Annotated in this window: 16 protein-coding genes; 6 read left to right on the forward strand and 10 right to left on the reverse strand. The window is 45.8% G+C overall.

Annotated elements, in window-relative coordinates; all coding sequences use genetic code 11:
- Positions 1-105 precede the first annotated feature (105 nt).
- A complete protein-coding gene (locus ACFSKO_RS03725; RefSeq protein ID WP_380248543.1) occupies positions 106-963 on the reverse strand; it encodes a LysR substrate-binding domain-containing protein in 858 nt (285 codons plus the stop codon).
- Positions 964-1,105: 142 nt separating this feature from the next.
- On the opposite strand from ACFSKO_RS03725, the gene ACFSKO_RS03730 reads away from it, so the two are divergent.
- Positions 1,106-1,786, forward strand: coding sequence for an ureidoglycolate lyase (locus ACFSKO_RS03730; protein WP_380248545.1), 681 nt, complete (start codon positions 1,106-1,108; stop codon positions 1,784-1,786).
- Positions 1,787-1,869: 83 nt separating this feature from the next.
- Here the strand turns inward: ACFSKO_RS03730 and ptsP are convergent, their stop codons facing one another.
- The 8 genes from ptsP to ACFSKO_RS03770 all read right to left on the reverse strand — a co-directional run bounded on the left by ptsP (position 1,870) and on the right by ACFSKO_RS03770 (position 8,957).
- The gene (gene ptsP, locus ACFSKO_RS03735) at positions 1,870-3,636 is read right to left on the reverse strand and encodes a phosphoenolpyruvate--protein phosphotransferase (protein ID WP_380248548.1); all 1,767 of its coding nucleotides are present in this window, start codon (positions 3,634-3,636) and stop codon (positions 1,870-1,872) included.
- Positions 3,637-3,712: 76 nt separating this feature from the next.
- Positions 3,713-3,979, reverse strand: a complete 267-nt coding sequence (locus tag ACFSKO_RS03740) for an HPr family phosphocarrier protein (RefSeq protein ID WP_380248550.1) — start codon at positions 3,977-3,979, stop codon at positions 3,713-3,715.
- A gap of 63 nt (positions 3,980-4,042) precedes the next feature.
- Complete coding sequence (locus tag ACFSKO_RS03745) at positions 4,043-4,435, reverse strand: PTS sugar transporter subunit IIA (RefSeq protein WP_380248552.1); 393 nt, start codon at positions 4,433-4,435, stop codon at positions 4,043-4,045.
- A 154-nt stretch (positions 4,436-4,589) separates the two neighbouring features.
- A complete protein-coding gene (gene rapZ / locus ACFSKO_RS03750; RefSeq protein ID WP_380248554.1) occupies positions 4,590-5,489 on the reverse strand; it encodes an RNase adapter RapZ in 900 nt (299 codons plus the stop codon).
- Positions 5,490-5,534: 45 nt separating this feature from the next.
- Entirely contained in the window at positions 5,535-5,987 is a 453-nt protein-coding gene (locus tag ACFSKO_RS03755; protein ID WP_380248556.1) for an HPr kinase/phosphorylase, read from the reverse strand.
- Positions 5,988-7,640 carry a stimulus-sensing domain-containing protein gene (locus ACFSKO_RS03760; protein WP_380248558.1) on the reverse strand — a complete coding sequence of 551 codons (1,653 nt, stop codon included), beginning with the start codon at positions 7,638-7,640 and terminating at the stop codon, positions 5,988-5,990. It abuts the gene before it with no gap.
- Between the two features lie 36 nt (positions 7,641-7,676).
- Positions 7,677-8,189: a hypothetical protein gene (locus tag ACFSKO_RS03765; protein ID WP_380248560.1), complete on the reverse strand. Its 513-nt coding sequence runs from the start codon at positions 8,187-8,189 to the stop codon at positions 7,677-7,679.
- Positions 8,190-8,258: 69 nt separating this feature from the next.
- Positions 8,259-8,957 carry a response regulator transcription factor gene (locus ACFSKO_RS03770; protein WP_380248562.1) on the reverse strand — a complete coding sequence of 233 codons (699 nt, stop codon included), beginning with the start codon at positions 8,955-8,957 and terminating at the stop codon, positions 8,259-8,261.
- A gap of 465 nt (positions 8,958-9,422) precedes the next feature.
- Here ACFSKO_RS03770 and ACFSKO_RS03775 point away from each other — a divergent pair, with 465 nt between their 5' ends.
- The 4 genes from ACFSKO_RS03775 (at position 9,423) to ACFSKO_RS03790 (ending at position 12,854) form a co-directional block, all read left to right on the forward strand.
- A complete protein-coding gene (locus ACFSKO_RS03775) occupies positions 9,423-10,442 on the forward strand; it encodes an NAD(P)/FAD-dependent oxidoreductase (RefSeq protein WP_380248564.1) in 1,020 nt (339 codons plus the stop codon).
- A gap of 108 nt (positions 10,443-10,550) precedes the next feature.
- Complete coding sequence (locus ACFSKO_RS03780) at positions 10,551-11,354, forward strand: HugZ family pyridoxamine 5'-phosphate oxidase (protein WP_380248566.1); 804 nt, start codon at positions 10,551-10,553, stop codon at positions 11,352-11,354.
- Between the two features lie 104 nt (positions 11,355-11,458).
- Positions 11,459-11,899, forward strand: a complete 441-nt coding sequence (locus ACFSKO_RS03785) for a hypothetical protein (RefSeq protein WP_380248568.1) — start codon at positions 11,459-11,461, stop codon at positions 11,897-11,899.
- 181 nt (positions 11,900-12,080) lie between these two features.
- Positions 12,081-12,854, forward strand: coding sequence for an HAD-IIA family hydrolase (locus ACFSKO_RS03790; RefSeq protein WP_380248570.1), 774 nt, complete (start codon positions 12,081-12,083; stop codon positions 12,852-12,854).
- A gap of 102 nt (positions 12,855-12,956) precedes the next feature.
- Here ACFSKO_RS03790 and polA read toward each other — a convergent pair whose 3' ends face one another.
- Positions 12,957-15,737 carry a DNA polymerase I gene (gene polA / locus ACFSKO_RS03795; protein ID WP_380248572.1) on the reverse strand — a complete coding sequence of 927 codons (2,781 nt, stop codon included), beginning with the start codon at positions 15,735-15,737 and terminating at the stop codon, positions 12,957-12,959.
- Between the two features lie 225 nt (positions 15,738-15,962).
- On the opposite strand from polA, the gene ACFSKO_RS03800 reads away from it, so the two are divergent.
- Positions 15,963-17,285, forward strand: a complete 1,323-nt coding sequence (locus tag ACFSKO_RS03800) for a molybdopterin-dependent oxidoreductase (protein WP_380248574.1) — start codon at positions 15,963-15,965, stop codon at positions 17,283-17,285.
- Positions 17,286-17,342 lie beyond the last annotated feature (57 nt).

Consider the following 17,342-nt stretch of genomic DNA (forward strand, 5'->3'; position numbering starts at 1 on the left):
GTGTTTATTTTGCCCGATAGATATCAGTCTTCTGGCTAAATGGCAACAATTTTTCACGTTATTTATTCTGGTAATTACTGAACTATTCACAAATTGGTCATGGAATTAATTACGGGCAATCTCAACAAAAGCTTTCACCACACGTCTTTTTAACTGGCTCTTAAGACATACAATCATATCTCGATTACTATTTCTTAGCTCTTGGATAAAGGCCGCACAGGTCCGATCATCTCCCAGAATTTCATGTTCAAATAAAAACCCTATCCCCAGACCAACAGCAACGGCTTCCCGCACAGCTTCTCGGCTGCCCAGTTCAAGAACATTGCCATACCTAAGGTTAAGGCTTTTCATTTCTTTATCCAGAACACGACGAGTATTCGATCCTCGTTCTCTCAAAATCAATTGCTCATCAACAAGTTCCACCAAACTGATTTCTGAGCGATCCGCCAGTGAATGTTCTCTATGAACGAGGGCTATCATGGACTGTACAGAAAGCTCATCAATGACAAGTCGATCATCCGTACGGCAATTAGCGGTTATGGCCACATCTGCACGTTGAGCCAAAATATCCTGACGCACAGATTCGGCATTTCCTAAACTGACTGACAGTTTAATTCCAGGATACTTCTCTCTAAACATCGAAATAATGTTTAAAGCAACATGCGGTCCATCAGCAGAAATTTTCAAATGCCCAATATCCAAGGCTGAGGATGAAGATAAATGATCACGGATCTCTTCTTCTTCGATAAAAAATCGCCTAGTTTTATCGTATAGACCTTGCCCGTCTTCAGTTAAGGTTGCCTTACCACCACTCCGAATAAACAGGGTAAGCCCGTAGGCATCTTCAAGACTGCGCACCTGAATTGTAACCGCAGGGGGCGTCAGATTAAGCAATAAGGCAGCTCTTGAAAAACTACCCTCCCTTGCAACAGCATCAAAAGCCCGAAGTTGACTATGTCTCATAGATTTACCAGCCCATAGATATTTAGCCCCGGCATCACATACCCTTAAATATTATTTAATTTATTCCTTAGTGAATTTAATTTGTTTTTGAATACCCAATTTTGCAAGCTTCAATTCTCTTTACTATTCTTAGGAACATTCTATGACGAGCTCCAAATCAATCGAGAAAAGAAGCTTTAACTATATGAAGCCCTCTGTTCCAGCTCACCTTCCCGTGTTTGAAATTCCTTTGGTAAGAGCAACGACAAAGAGCCTTGAAGGTTTTGGCTCAGTGGTTACTGACTATATGAACCACCCTGTGGAAATTACCCAATGGCCCGCACAGGGGTGGCGCCCAATAGACATAGGTACAGGGGATGAGGGTGGACATCTGGAAGGAATCTTCGAGTTTTGGTGGGAAGGGGATATTTTGTTTGGCGAAAACATGGCTGTAAACGATCGCTATATTCTCGGCTGGTCTGAACTACCCGGTCAAGCTTCGAAAGACACCCCGAACCCAGATCGCACTCACTTACATATCTGGCATGCAAACTACCACCCGGATGGCGCACAGCTCTTTTATCCTTTGGACAACAAGCCCTTTGTTGTCGCCCTTGCAAAGACTGGGGATGATATGAAGCCAGAAGACTGGACCGCCTTTTATTGTGATGGCAGCTTCGGGGTTTGCATCGATTCCCACATCTGGCACGAAGCCATTACACCTCTTTCCGAAAAATCTCGATTCTACGACAAGCAAGGCGCAGTACATGCTCGGGTCAGCTGTGATTTCACCAAAGAATTCGGTATCTTTATCAAAATTCCTCTCGATCCGACATCTTTGTGAAAACAAATCGACCGAACAGGTTAAAAAACCAGTAAAATAATCGAGAGAGATTGTGAGTTTATACTCAAGACTACGGTTTGAGATTAATTGGTATAGCGTTCATTATAATCTTCAAGCATCGTCGCAATTCTGCTCGGGTCATTTTGCGTCATAATAGCTTCGGCGCGTCGCGTTACTTCCTCCATATTCAGCTTTAAAATACGGTTTTTAACACGCGGCAATGCGTTTGAACTCATCGACAGATCTCGCACTCCCAGCCCGAGAAGCAATGGCAGGTAATTAACATCCCCCGCGACCTCTCCACAGACAGACACAGGTATATGAGCCCTTCTCGCCGCTTCTACAGTCATAGAAATCAGTTTTAAAACCGCCGGATGAAGTGGATTATAAAGATAAGCAACCTGCTCTTCTGCACGATCAATCGCCAAAGTGTACATCGTCAAATCGTTGGTCCCAATAGCAAAAAAATCTGCAACCTTGGCCAAACCATCTGCTGCTAATGCAGCACCAGGCACTTCGATCATGATGCCTAAAGGCGGTAATGGATCGGCAATACGAACATCCTGTTCTTTCAAGCCCTTTGCCACTTCCGTTAAGACCTTACGCACTTCTCTAACTTCCCCTGGCGTTGTCACCATGGGTAAAAGAATACGAAGGGGACCATGAGCACTTGCCCTAAGGATGGCTCTCAACTGGGTTTCCAAAATATCCCGATGTTTAAGAGACAGCCTGATCGCCCGTAATCCCAAAGCAGGATTGGGGCAATCAGTAGGTAAAGTCCCCAAAGCAGAAACCAGCTTCTCTCCTCCCGCATCAAGTGTCCGAACTGTGACCGGGCGACCAGACATGCCATCAATAATTTCGGCCAAAGCCTCATATTGCTCTTGCTCAGTCGGTAGTTGCTCCCTGTTCATGAACAGAAACTCGGTTCGAAGCAACCCCACTCCCTCAGCACCATTAGCAACGGCCAAGCCTGTTTCACGTGGCAACTCTACATTTGCTTGCAAGCTAACGCGTTGATCATCTTTGGTGATGGCAACCACATTTCGCAATCGAGTAAGGGCGTGGACCTCACGTTCGATATCTTTTTGGCGGAGTCTATAATCTTTGAGCCGGGCTTCACTCGGGTTAATAATAACCCGACCATTGGTCCCATCGACGATAATGATTTCGCCGGTTTCCACCCCCGAAAGAAGGCCTGGAACCCCCAACACCGCTGGCAGGCCCAAAGACCTTGCCATAATCGCAGTATGTCCTTCCGGCCCGCCAAGAACGGTAGCAAAACCACCAATTTGAGCAGGGTCCATCATAGCTGTATCAGCTGGTGTAATCTCATCAGAGAGGATCACGGAGTTTTGTGCCAACCCAGAATAAGAATCCGTAACTGTTTTGGTTAGATTACGTACGATCCGGTGGCCAACCTCGCGAACTTCTTGTGATTTTGTCCGAAGATAGGGGTCCTCCATCGCAGAGAACTTACGTGCAATCTGGCCAACCTCTGCCATCACAGCAGCTTCAGCATTCTTTTGACCCGTTTTGATCCGGGCTTCGATGCCACCAATCAGGCTGGAACTTTTAAGCATCTGCATATGCGCATCAAGCAGATAACCAAGCTCTTCACCAGCCGCGCCATGAAAATCCTGTGATTGACTGTGTAGCTTTAAGACTTGTTTTTGAGCCTTATCAACAGCATCAGTTAAACGCGATAATTCGCTTGAAACTTTAGAGGTCGGCACCCGGTATTCGAGGATTTGAATATCACTGGACTCGCTCAAATAAGCAGGGCCAATTACAACCCCTGGCGAGACAGCCAGACCCTCAAAAACCCTTTCGCCTAACTCTTTTGTCACGGCGTTTCCTACTCTCGTTTAACGTTGTGATACTCTCAGCTAAGACATTGCCCTGCGTTCGATGAACAAAGCGCCTTTAGTCTTCATCAAACTTGTTCGCGACAAGTTCTTCCAGTGCAGCCATAGCATCGTCTGCAGCGGGGCCTGATGTCGTAAGCTCAACTTTGCTCCCCGTTGTCGCTGCCAACATCATTAGTCCCATAATCGAGCAACCCGAAACGACCGTATCGTCCTTACGAACTGTAATGTCAGCCTCAAATACTTCTGCTAGCTTAACAAATTTAGCAGAGGCCCGAGCGTGTAATCCTCTTTGGTTTAATATCGTTACTGTCTTCGTGAGCAACTTTATATTCCCCGCATTTCTCCTGTGGCCTAAAGCCTTTCAATAAAAAATTACCGGCTGAAATCACAGTAACTCTGAAGCGACATGTATGTATTTACGTCCAGCTTCCTGCGCTTCTAAAACGGCTTTTTTCATTGGATTGCATCCGCGCAAACCAGCCAATTTAATCAGCAATGGAAGATTAACACCCGCCACCACCTCAACATTAGCCTGATCCATAATAGAGATCGCCAAGTTAGATGGTGTGCCCCCAAACATATCCGTCAAAATAACAACGCCTTTGCCATCATCAACCTTCTTTACAGAAGCTATGATTTCCTTACGGCGTTGTTCCATATCATCCTCAGGACCGATACAAACCGTTGCAATGTGGCTTTGTTCGCCAACGACATGTTCCAATGCCGAAACGAATTCGATCGCCAGGTTACCATGGGTAACCAGAACCATCCCTATCATGCCTTACCTTTCCGCCGGCGCTTTCCTTTTGTTACGGGAAAACTACCAGCATTCCCCTGCTACTTACAAGGTGAAGCCGACTGTCATCACATTTTTTGTAGAGTCTTTTACAAAGCCGACACTTAGGAACCTGATAACTAACTGAGATAACAGATTATTTATAACGATCAGGTTCTTTGTCCACGTCTCTGTGTGCAATGATAATCTGCGGCCAAATGCTCTCAAGTTTTTTGCCCAACCACTCTGTCAAGGCAACAGAACGGTGGCGCCCACCTGTACAACCGATAGCGATCGTAAGGTAATTCTTCCCCTCCTGCTGATATCTCGGTAATAAAGGGAGTAACAGATTTTGAAGATTATTCACAAAATCATCGTAACCCGGATCTTCGGCGACGTAATCCGCAACGGCCTTATCGCGTCCCGTAAGGCTCCGCAGATCTGGATCGTAATGTGGGTTTCTGAGGAACCGCACATCAAACATCAAGTCTGCCTCTCTCGGCACACCAAAACGATAAGAGAACGACATCACCTGAAGCGTCATGATACCGCTCTCTTCCAATCCAAGTAAGCTGGTTAGATTGTGTCGAAAATCTGCAGAAGTTGTATCAGAACTATCAATAACAAAGTTCGCTCTCGCTTGAAGCGGAGCTACCAACCTTCGTTCAGCAAGAATACCGTCTTTTAAGGGCCTATCCTCTGCCAAAGGATGACGGCGGCGGGTTTCTTTAAATCTTCGCTCAAGTGCATCGACAGAGCAATCAAGGAATATAAGTGCGACATCAAGCTCAGGCCTTTTATTCAAAATGGCAATATGTTCAATGAGGGGCGGCGCCGAAAAATTTCGTGAACGGATATCAATGCCAATTGCCAAAGGACGACGACGTGGCTTTTCCCCAATTACAATATCCAGCAAATCCAATGGTAAGTTATCAATGGCTTCAAATCCATGGTCTTCAAGTACCTTCATCGCCGTAGAACGCCCTGCACCGGACATCCCAGTAACCAGAATGACCCTCAGTGGATCAGAGGCTTTACCGTCTTTAATTTTCTGCATGAATAATTGCCCTGGTTCCCGATAACATTACAAAAGAACAAATAGTTACCTAACTATATCGCTTTCTGGACGGGTTATGGCAAGTAACAGCTTTGCTAACGTCGAATGATCAAAACTATGCAACTTTAATTTTGGAACGGAAAGGCCAAGTATTTCCTCAAACTCAGGAATCGGAAGTCTATCTATTTGATCGCGAGGCACAAGATCAACAATCAGTCCAACAGGCACATCAGAACAACACGGAAAAGTAACCAGCCCCAGGCCACGAACTTCCAGTGTTCCGGCAATCGTTGGCGGGGGGGATGCCAGGATTTCCTGATCATGTCGGGTTAAAAGAGTTTGATCATCAGAAACCAGTTCCGCGCACCCCATGTCAATTGCACGCAGGGCTAAATCAGACTTCCCGCTTCCAGAGCTACCACGCAACAAAGCAACCGTTAGCCAACCATCTTTTTGAAAAGCAATGCTGGTGCAATGCATTAACGTACTGTTTGTCATTTAGCTTTGTCCAGTAGGGAGGGAGATCACAAACCGCGCCCCAGCTATTTGACCATTAGAATTTTCTCTGTTTTCTGCAGTGATCGTCCCATTATGAGCTTCAATAATTTGCTTGGAAATACTCAATCCCAATCCTGAATGGGTTCCAAATTTTTCGTCTTGCGGACGCTCCGTATAAAAGCGATCAAATATGGCCTCAAGTTTACCAGGAATTATGCCCGGACCTTCATCCTCAATTGTAATGACGATCGCTTCCTTCTCTTTGATCGCAGCAAGACTTATCTTCCCGCCTTCAGGACTAAACGTTTTGGCATTTGTCATGAGATTACGAAAGACTTGACCTAACCGTCCCTCCAATCCCTGGACAATATATGCTTCTGTTTTATCAATCAGCACTTCAAAGGTCGGTCCACCTTCGCTCACACGTTGAATTTCAACCAAGGTCTCCAATAGTTTTCCAACATCAACTTCTTCCATCGCCGCGCGCGAAAGTTCGGCGTCCAAACGAGAGGCATCTGATATATCACTGATCAAACGGTCCAGCCGCTGAACATCATCAAGGATAATAGACATCAGCTGTTTTTGTTGGTCTGGATCACTGATTCTTGCGACAGTTTCAACTGCTGAACGCAAAGATGTTAGAGGGTTTTTGATTTCATGCGCCACATCAGCAGCAAAACCCTCAATCGCATCCATCCGTGACCAAAGTGCTTCAGTCATAGCGCGCAGGGCCCCTGATAAATCTCCAATTTCATCTCGACGATGAGTAAAATCAGGAATTTCGTACTGTCGGCCCTTACCATAACGCACATAATCTGCTGCATTGGCGAGACGACGAAGCGGACGCCCAATAATCCCGGCAAGATACAGGGATAGTAAAACAGTAACCCCAAGAGCCAGCCCACAAACCGCCAAAATATCCCTGCGGCGATCTTGGACCGCCTTGGTAACCACTTCTGCATCTTTTGAAAGCATTAACGCGCCAAGAACCTGACGATATCTTTGTACGGGAACAGCCATAGACAAAACAAGCCGTCCTGCCGTATCGGTGCGTACCATCCCAGCAGGCTCTCCGTTCAAAGCAATGAGAACTTCTGTGTAATCTTCGGCACTTTGATTTTGAGCTTCGCGATAAAGCGGCCAGTCATCATGCCCCGGTAACCAGTTAATGATGCCTTCATAGAAACGGATTATGCGGTCCATCATCCCGCCACCACCCGGCACGGGTAATTCTCCCACTTCAACAGGGCCGCCAATGCCGGCAAGATAAAGACTATCAGCAAGCATTTCACCACTGGTCGAGAAGATGCGAGCACGTACGCCGATATCATTTAGCATCGCCCGCATTAAGCTTCGTGTAAGCTCGGGGACAAGCTTTTCGTCTCCGACTTGACTGGCAACGACGGCCGTTGATCCCAAGCTCAGAGAAAAGGCACGGCCCTGTATTGAAAGCGCGTCCAATTCTGTGGCGATAAGGCTCAGACGATATTGTTCAAGATGCATCAACCCCACGACCGGAATCAACAAAACCAAGCTATTAATCAATAAAATTTTATGCGTCAGCGACGAACGCCAACCACGCTTGCGCCCTTTGCGGTGCAGTTTGACCGTTTGCGCAATTTCAGCTTGTTGCTTCTGGCTTTGATCAGCCAATTCTTCCCCCAATATAACCCGCTATCTTGCGCCTCATCATAGTGACATCAATAGCTTTGCGGTCTGTTCCGGTAAACGATAGCAGACAAGGAAACCACCCTGAGCTTGAATTTTCCAAGCCTCTAAATAATTCCCGAGATAAATCAATCTTTCCTTTGAGTAAACCGAAAGACTATCAGGATGCTTCTGACCACTCCTCTGTCCCCAGAATACCCGATCGGGCCTTTTACCCTCTAAATCACAAGGAACTTCACTTCCCGCCTGACGTAACCCTAACCTAATCATTTCTTCCTGTTGAGAGCTCACGGACAGATCAACTTGTTCTCCGCTGACATCTCCCCGATTAAAAAGTATAATATCATAAGCAGGCAATTCTGGTCCGCTCAGTTTTCTTTTATCAGCCTGCCCACCTTTCATCGATGAAAGTATCGCGCTTTGCTGAAAAGAATATTGATTAGAATGCCCTTGAGCATCTTCGAACAAAACCATCAAGCCCAAAACAACAAGGCTCATCCCAATTACAAATACCAAACGTTCAAATTTATCCATCAAGAGCTCTCCTACATACTTGAGATAACATGGAGATCAGGTCTTCCCCACAAGCCCTCGACCATACAGTTATTCGCGGTAACGGTAGCCAACGCCATACAAGGTTTCTATTTGGCCAAAATCATCATCTGTTTCTTTGAATTTTTTCCGTAATCTCTTGATGTGACTATCAATTGTACGGTCATCTACATAGACAGCATCGCCATAGGCAGCATCCATCAATTGATCACGGTTCTTAACGTGTCCTGGACGTTGGGCCAAAGCCTTCAAGATCAAAAATTCGGTAACGGTTAGGTTTACGTGCTTACCTTTCCAAGTGCAGAGATGGCGAGAGGCATCAAGCATCATATCCCCGCGCTGGATCGGTTTTTCACCTTCTTTGCCCTCGCTCGCATCTTTGTTGGCTTTTTCACGTCGCAGAAGAGCTCTGATTCTCTCAACCAATAACCTTTGAGAAAATGGTTTGGTTATATAGTCGTCCGCACCCATACGAAGACCGAGGACTTCATCAATCTCATCGTCCTTAGATGTCAGAAAAATCACCGGGATAGCGTTGCTATCTCTGATACGGCGCAAAAGCTCCATACCGTCCATCCGCGGCATCTTGATGTCAAGTACAGCAAGGTCAGCCGGGTTTGATGACATACCACGTAATGCTTCCGCTCCATCAGTATAAGTGCGCACTTTAAAGCCTTCTGACTCCAGCGCGATTGAAACCGACGTTAAAATATTACGGTCGTCGTCAACCAGTACAATATTGCCTTCCATACCATTCCTCATATTAAATTCAGGTACCGCGCCCTTGGTTAGGAACGGCTCCCTTAGTTTCGCTCAAGCGATTAAATAGTAAGTATCCTGTCACATTAAGCAATGTGGAGTGTGACTGTGGCAGCATTTTGTTCGTGGATGGGCACTTATGAGAAGCGATGTTTGCGCCAATAGGTCGATGTTGAATACGCAGTCCTTCAATCACACTACACTTTTTAATTACTCAAAATATAACGAAAGCCCTAGTTACAGATTACATATCAAATGGTTAGGCAACATCATTTTGTAATTTCAGTCTATATTTTCTCTTTAATAATCGAATATTCCGCTTAAAAGTATAAAATCGCCGTTTTTATGCTATTGAAACACCTTAATGCTCAAATACAATACCGACACGAGAGACCGTTATTGCGACCTGTAAACAGGCCGATATTTATCAAATCGACCGCCAAAGGAATTATCTTCGTGAGTAAAAACAATCACCAAACAGATGTTGTCATCATCGGCGCAGGTCCTACAGGGCTATTTGCGATATTCCAATGTGGCATGTTGGGAATGAAAACTCACGTTATTGACGCTCTGGAAGCAACGGGTGGGCAATGTACTGCTCTTTATCCTGAAAAACCGATTTATGACATTCCAGGCTTCCCGACCGTCGCCGCGGCAGAACTTATAGAACATCTAGAACAGCAAGCCGCCCCCTTTGATCCCCTGTACCATTTGGATCAGCAGGTCACAGGTCTCCAGCAAGAAAGCAATGGTAACTGGACCGTTACCACGAGCAAGAGCACGGCGATATCCTGTAAAGCTGTGATAATCGCTGCGGGTGCAGGGGCCTTTGGCCCTAATCGACCTCCCCTTGAGGGGCTTGAGAACTTTGAAGGCAGCTCGGTTTTCTATCTGGTAAAACGTAGGGAAGCTTTTCGAGATAAATCAGTTGTTATTGCTGGCGGAGGCGACAGCGCAGTTGATTGGGCAATGTCGCTGCCAGAAGTTGCCAAGAAAGTTTACGTGGTTCACAGACGTGATAAATTTCGCGCAGCGCCGGAATCCGTCGCGCGTATGCGGTCCCTGGCTGAAATGGGCAAGATTGAAATGGTGGTTCCATATCAACTCCACGGACTTGAAGGCACCGACGGCAAACTGGAAGCGGTAATCGTCAAGGATCTCAAAGGAAACGAACGATCTTTGGAGGCAAATATCCTACTCCCGTTCTATGGCCTAGCAACCGACCTCGGCCCTATGGCCGACTGGGGGTTTGAACTTGAACGTAATCATGTCGTTGTTAACCCGACAACTTGCCAAACGCAAAAACCAGGTATTTTTGCTATCGGTGATATCGCCACTTATGAAAACAAACTCAAATTAATTCTCTGTGGCTTTTCCGAAGCTGCCATGGCCGCACACGCCATCTACCCCTTGGTGTTTCCCGATCACGAATTACACTTCCAATATTCAACATCCCAAGGAGTTCCAGGGGAATAAAAAATAGTTATACTTTCCTGTGACATTTCGTATTCTTTACAGCCACAGCGACATGAATGATGTTTGTACAAAATCTCCTGTGAAACATAACAAGGCCAAATGCCTAAAATGAAAAAAATCAAACATGCTCCCCATTTAACCGAAGCTCAAAAAGCTCGTAATTTAATGCGTTGGGCCAGCAAAGCTTATCTGGCTACAGAGCTTCGACCTGATCTTAAAGATGCAGGTGCCCCCGGCGGCCATGCCGGAAGTATTAGCGCAGCAACAGACGGTAACTATCCTTATGCTTCGCTTTCTTTGATTTGCCTTGATCACGACGCGACGCCTTATATGTTGCTTTCGGATTTGGCAGATCACAGCCAGAATTTAGCCGCTAATGCCAAGGCAGGTATGCTCTTTGATGGGACAGCGGGATACAGAGACCCGCTTGCCGGGGGGAGAGTGACTTTGGTTGGCACTATGACCAAGGTGGAGGATGATCGCATGTTACAACGCTTCCTCAACCGCCATCCAGCCTCTAAACTTTATGCTGGCTTCAAGGACTTTAGTCTCTACAAATACACAATCGATGCCGCCCATCTCATCGGTGGCTTTGCCAAGGCAACCTGGGTTCCTTCTACGGCGCTCAAGCTCGATTGTGAGACCTGTCAGGATTTATTAGAATCAGAATCATCCATAGTTGAGCACATGAATTCAGATCATATGGATGCGATAAACATCATTGCCGAAACTCTTCTCAAGCTAGAGAAGAAGCAAAAATGGCGCATGACAGGGATTGATCCTGAAGGGTGGGATCTCCACAACGGGCATGTACACGCCCGGTGCCCTTTTGATCAATTGATAACCGATGCCAACAGCGCTAGAAATGCCTTGATTGCACAGGCAAAATCAGCAAGAGAAGCATCACAATAGTAACAGATATCATCAGGTAACATTTACTGTCGTAAATGTTACTGGTGCTTTATCACGATAAAGGACATATCCTCTCTAGGAACACAGACTATGGGGAATAACGAATGTCTATGATCAAAAAGATTTTACCTTATTTACTGGCTATTTTTATGGCGTATGTTTTTTTACGCTACCTTCCTTTTAAATTCGCAAAAGGAAGCCACTTATTTCAAGTTCTTGAAGACTGGAGTGGCCTTGCCTGGTTTGAGCCTCATGGGCGTTACCTCACAGGTGGAGCAGAGCTTTTAGCTTGCATTTTGCTCTTTATTCCTCGCCTTCAGTCCTTGGGCGGGCTTCTTTCTTTTGCATTGATGTCCGGAGCAATCTTCTTCCACGTCTTCACCCCCTTAGGCATTGACCCTTATAATGATGGAGGTCAGCTCTTTATTCAGGCCGTTGGCGTATGGTTTTCTGGTCTTGTTATTATGTACCTACGTAAGGATGAATACGTACCCCTCTTGAAACATCTGGGGACAGACCCTAAATTTAGTAAAGAAATTATGTGATTCGATCTCCAAAATTGGCCACATAGCTCAATACAAAAGCCCGGTAGGAATACCGGGCTTTTTCCTTGTACGAACTCTGGATAATAGCTCTATTTTCAATACACTTGATTGTAATAAATCTGGATCGGATAGGGTTTAGTCTGCTACCTACTCTCCAAATTAAATCCTACAGGTAATTTTCATGAACGATATTTCCGCCCTTCTCTTCGATCTAGATGGCACCGTCTATCGCGGTACAGATGCCATCCCCGGTGCCAGTGATTTCATCACAAAACTAAAAGAGCGTGGTATTCCCTTTCTCTTTGTTACCAACCGTGGCAACCGCCGTCCCGAAGAAGTTGCTGATCAACTCAACGCCATGGGTATATCTTGTACGCCAGATGATGTATTAACCTCTGCACAAGCTGTCGCGATGGGATTGGATCGTGGAACCCGTGTTTATTGTCTTGGCGAAGAAGGCCTGACATCAACACTCGAAGATGCAGGTGTCATCATAACTGACGGATCCAGCGACACGGATGCCGTTGTTGTGAGCTATGACCGGGGAATTAATTACGAAAAATTGGGCAAGGCGCTACGCTTAATAGATGGTGGTGCTCGCTTTATTGCCACCAATACCGACCGCCTAATAACAGTAGAAGACGGTATTCTTCCCGAAGCTGGCCCTATTGTCGCAGCCGTTCAAGCCGCAACAGAAAAAGAGCCCGAAATTTTTGGTAAACCAGAAAAACAAATTATGGATGCTGCCTTGAAACGTTTGGGGAAACAGGCATCCGATTGCGCTATTATAGGTGACAATATTTTCACTGACATTCTCGCAGGCCACAAATCAGGCATGAAATCTATTTTAATTTTAACGGGTGTTGCTAGCCGAAAAGATGGCGAAGACGCTCTGTTTAAACCCACTTGGATTGCCGAAGATTATCAGGATCTAGAAAAGCTGTTTTTTAGCTAGAGCTTCTAAAGTTTAATCAAGACCATAAACCTACACTTAAAACCAAACAAAGCCGAGTCCTCATTGAACCCGGCTTTGTTTATCGTACAGAACAAACAGTGACTAGTGAGCTTCACCCCAACTGCGTCCGACGCCCGCATCTGCTGTAAGCGGAATAGAGAGCTTAAGAACCGGATCACACGCCGTTTCCATCACATTCCGAACCACAGCCGACGTCTCTTCAACCTCAGCATCAGGTACTTCAAAAATCAATTCATCATGAACCTGTAAAAGCATTTGGGCTCTAAGATTAGCATTATCCAAAGCATCCGGCATACGGATCATGGCCCGTTTAATGATATCCGCTGCCGTACCTTGAATAGGGGCGTTAATTGCAGCCCGTTCCCCAAAATTCTTTCGCATCGGATTCTTTTCATTAATCGACGGCAAATGAATGTGACGCCCAAAAAGGGTCTTCACATAACCATGCTCATGAGCAAAAGCCTTCGTTTCTTCCATATAACGCTTGATGCCAGGAAAACGCGCAAAGTAAGCATCAATATAATCTTTGGCATCTTTACGTGAAATACCAAGGCTCGCTGCTAGACCAAAAGCAGACTGACCGTAGATAATACCAAAATTAATCGCCTTTGCCTGACGCCGAACCATTGGATCCATGCCTTCAATCGGCGTTCCAAATACCTGATGAGCCGTTATCGCGTGAATATCTTGCCCCTCGGTAAAGGCCTGCCGTAAAGCGTCTTCTTCTGCAATTTCGGCAATAAGCCTCAATTCAACTTGAGAGTAATCAACAGAGAGTAACTTAAAGCCATCTTCAGCAATAAAGGCATCTCTGATTTTTCGCCCTTCTTCTGTTCGCACAGGAATGTTCTGCAAGTTCGGATCAGATGAAGACAACCGTCCTGTAGACGCGACAGCCTGAGCGTAGGATGTATGTACACGGCCGGTTTTAGAATTAATTTGATCTTGAAGAGCATCTGTATAAGTGCTTTTCAACTTTGATAGTTGGCGCCATTCAAGAACTTTCGTCGGAAGAAGATGACCTTCAGCCGCCAGTCCTTCAAGAATGTCCGCGCCTGTGCTGTAAGATCCGCTTTTTCCTTTTTTCCCACCAGGAATAGCCATTTTTTCAAACAGAACTTCCCCCAACTGCTTGGGCGACCCAATGGTAAAGGACTCACCAGCTATTTCATGGATTTCACCCTGTAAATCAACCAGCCGTTGAGCAAAATTATTTGATAACCGGTGTAGGAAAGCCCGGTCCGTTTTGATACCCCGTTGTTCCATATCAGCCAGCACTTTGACCAAAGGACGTTCTATCGTCTCATAGACCGTGGTCATCTTTTCAGGCACCAAACGCGGCTTTAACGCTGCGTGCAGGCGATAAGTAATAAGCGCGTCTTCGGCAGCATAATCAAGCGCCTTATCCAAAGGAACCTTATCAAACGTAACCTGAGACTTACCAGTACCAGCAACTTCCTTGAATTTTATCGTTGTATGGTCGAGATGTAATTCAGCAAGTTCATCCATACCATGACCATGCATACCCCCTTCAAGGACATACGAAAGCAACATAGTATCATCTATCGGTGTTACCGAGAGGCCAACTTGGGCCAAGATCACTGAATCATATTTAATATTTTGACCAATTTTAAGAACCGATGGATCTTCAAATAGTGGTTTTAAAAGCTCAAGAGCCCGGGCTTTAGGAATTTGTTTTGGGCGGTCAGCAGAACCACCCAGAAGATCAAGACCGCCCACGCTGTCTTCAGAAATTGCAATATGGTCAAGCGGTATATAACAAGCTTTATTACCACCTGTTGAAAGACTAATCCCAACAAGATTTGCCTTCATTGCATCCAAAGATGTGGTTTCTGTATCCACAGCGACAGAACCATTTTGTTTGGCTTGTGCAATCCAACGGACCAGATCTTCTTCATCCTGAACCAATTCGTATTCCGGCTCAGCGTCTATTGCAGTGGACTCGTTGGTAACTTCCAATGGTGCATCACCAAATCGCTTCGACATCTTTGCCAGCAGCGATCTAAAGGCATTGATTTCAAGGAAGGGACGTAAAACTTCCATCACAGGTTCGCGTGTGGCAAAACCTTCAAGAGGGATCTCAACTGGAACATCCTGCTTCAGCTCAACCAAACGCTTACTAATGCGCGCCAGTTCTGCATTTTCTTGCAGTTTTTCCCGACGTTTGGGTTGTTTTATTTCGCCGGCGCGTTCCAACAGGCTTTCAAGGTCCCCATACTCATTGATCAGTTGAGCAGCTGTTTTAATTCCGATGCCGGGAACCCCCGGAACGTTATCAACAGAATCTCCGGCAAGCGCCTGAACATCGATAACGCGATCAGGTTTAACACCAAACTTCTCAAAAACTTCGTTAGGTCCAATGGCTTTATTTTTCATTGGATCGAGCATAGAAATGCCGGGTTCCACCAACTGCATCAGATCTTTATCCGAAGAAACAATTGTGACTTCAATCCCTTTTTCTTTGGCCAATCGCGCATAAGTCGCGATCAAATCGTCAGCCTCATAGCCCTTCATTTCAACCTGCGGCAGATTCAACGCATCTGTTGCTTCCCGGATAAGAGCAAACTGCGGAACAAGATCTTCCGGCGCATCAGGTCTTTGAGCTTTATATTCAGCATAGAACTCGTTACGAAAACTCTGCCGTCCAGCATCAAAAATAACTGCAATGCCGTCGGCTTCCATGTCGTCGCGTAGTTTCAACAACATATTCGTGAAACCAAAAACAGCATTTACGGGGGTGCCGTCAGGACGCCGCATGGGAGGAATGCCAAAGAAAGCCCGGAAAATATATCCAGAACCATCGACGAGGTAGAGATGTTTAAAGGGTACGTTATCAGTCATGCGGCACAGAATGCCCAAGCAACTCTGTTAAGTCGAGGAAGAAGACGAAATTCTCACTGATTTTTACAAAAATCGGAGCGCTAATTTTAAGTAATCAAACAAACCCGAGTATTTTCCTCAACTTTTTTATCATCCCAAGGGAATAAAAAAGACCCTCCGAACGTTGACCTTACAATCAAGACAAAAAAACAAACAATCAACAAACAGTTGTCATGGGGAAAAGAAATGACTGATAAACCATCAAATAACCATTCTAAATCATCTGGCGTTCCTAAGCTATTTGACCTTTATAGCTCTGATCCAGCAGCCGCTGATTTTAAAATTTTTGGCCGTGTTCCTGATCAAAATCGCCGCGGCTTCTTAAAGGGTGCCGGCCTTGCCACCATGGGTGCAATGCTCGGAGCTGCTATTCCTTTCAGCAAGAATATGCCTTCGGGCCTTGTGCCAGTTGCTCTTGCTGACACAGCAGGTATTATTGAAGGTAAAGATGGCCTAACCATTCTAAATGATCGTCCGGTTAATGCCGAAACCCCTCCCCATCTTTTAGATGATACCATTACACCAATAAACCGTCATTTCGTCCGTAATAATGGCGTCCCCCCCGAAGAAGTAAATGTCGACACCTGGACCTTGACCATCGATGGTCTGGTCGACAAACCCATGAAATTAAGTATTGCCGATCTCAAGAGTAAATTTGAGGTTGTCACTCTTGCCTTGGTTATCGAATGTGGGGGCAATGGTCGGTCCTATTTTAACCCTCCTGCCAAAGGAAACCAGTGGTCCCTTGGTGCCGTAGCCTGTTCCGAGTGGACTGGTGTTCGTTTAAAAGATGTACTCGAAGCCGCAGGTGTTAAAAGTAACGTCGTTTATACAGCACATGAAGGTGCAGATACTCATCTTTCCGGTGACCCTGAAAAGCTTCCAATCTCTCGTGGGGTTCCTATTGCCAAAGCAATGGATCCCAATATCCTCATTGCTTTTGAACAAAATGGGGAAGCAATCCATCCTATGAACGGCGCACCACTTAGATTGGTTGTACCAGGTTGGCCCGGGTCTTGTTCTCAAAAATGGCTTACCCGTATCTGGTTACGAGATCAAATACACGATGGCCCGAAAATGACGGGAACAGCTTATCGCGTGCCAAACCACCCCGTTGAAGCTGGTGAGAAAGTAGATAAAAAAGATTTTGCCATTATCGAAAGAATGCCCGTTAAATCTCTAATCACTTTCCCGCAAACTGGTTTGGAAACAACCGACAAGGATATGATTGTCCGTGGTCACGCCTGGTCCGGGGATCGAGATATTACATCCCTTGTTGTATCCATTGATTTTGGCGCAACATGGCAGAATGTGAAACTAGATAAGGCCGTTAACACAGGCGCTTGGCAAAATTGGTCAACCCAAATCACCTTCCCACAAAGCGGTTATTACGAAGTCTGGGCCAAGGCAACAGACTCTAATAATGAAAGCCAACCTCACGCTATTAATTGGAACCCAAAGGGTTATCTGAACAATACGATGCACCGTATTGCGGTCAGAGTCTCCTAACTAATTATTAGGAAGCCCTTATTGCTGCTTTATACCTTGGAGAGCTCGCAACCTCTC

Source organism: Kiloniella antarctica, from assembly GCF_042682825.1.
Lineage (GTDB): Bacteria > Pseudomonadota > Alphaproteobacteria > Kiloniellales > Kiloniellaceae > Kiloniella > Kiloniella antarctica.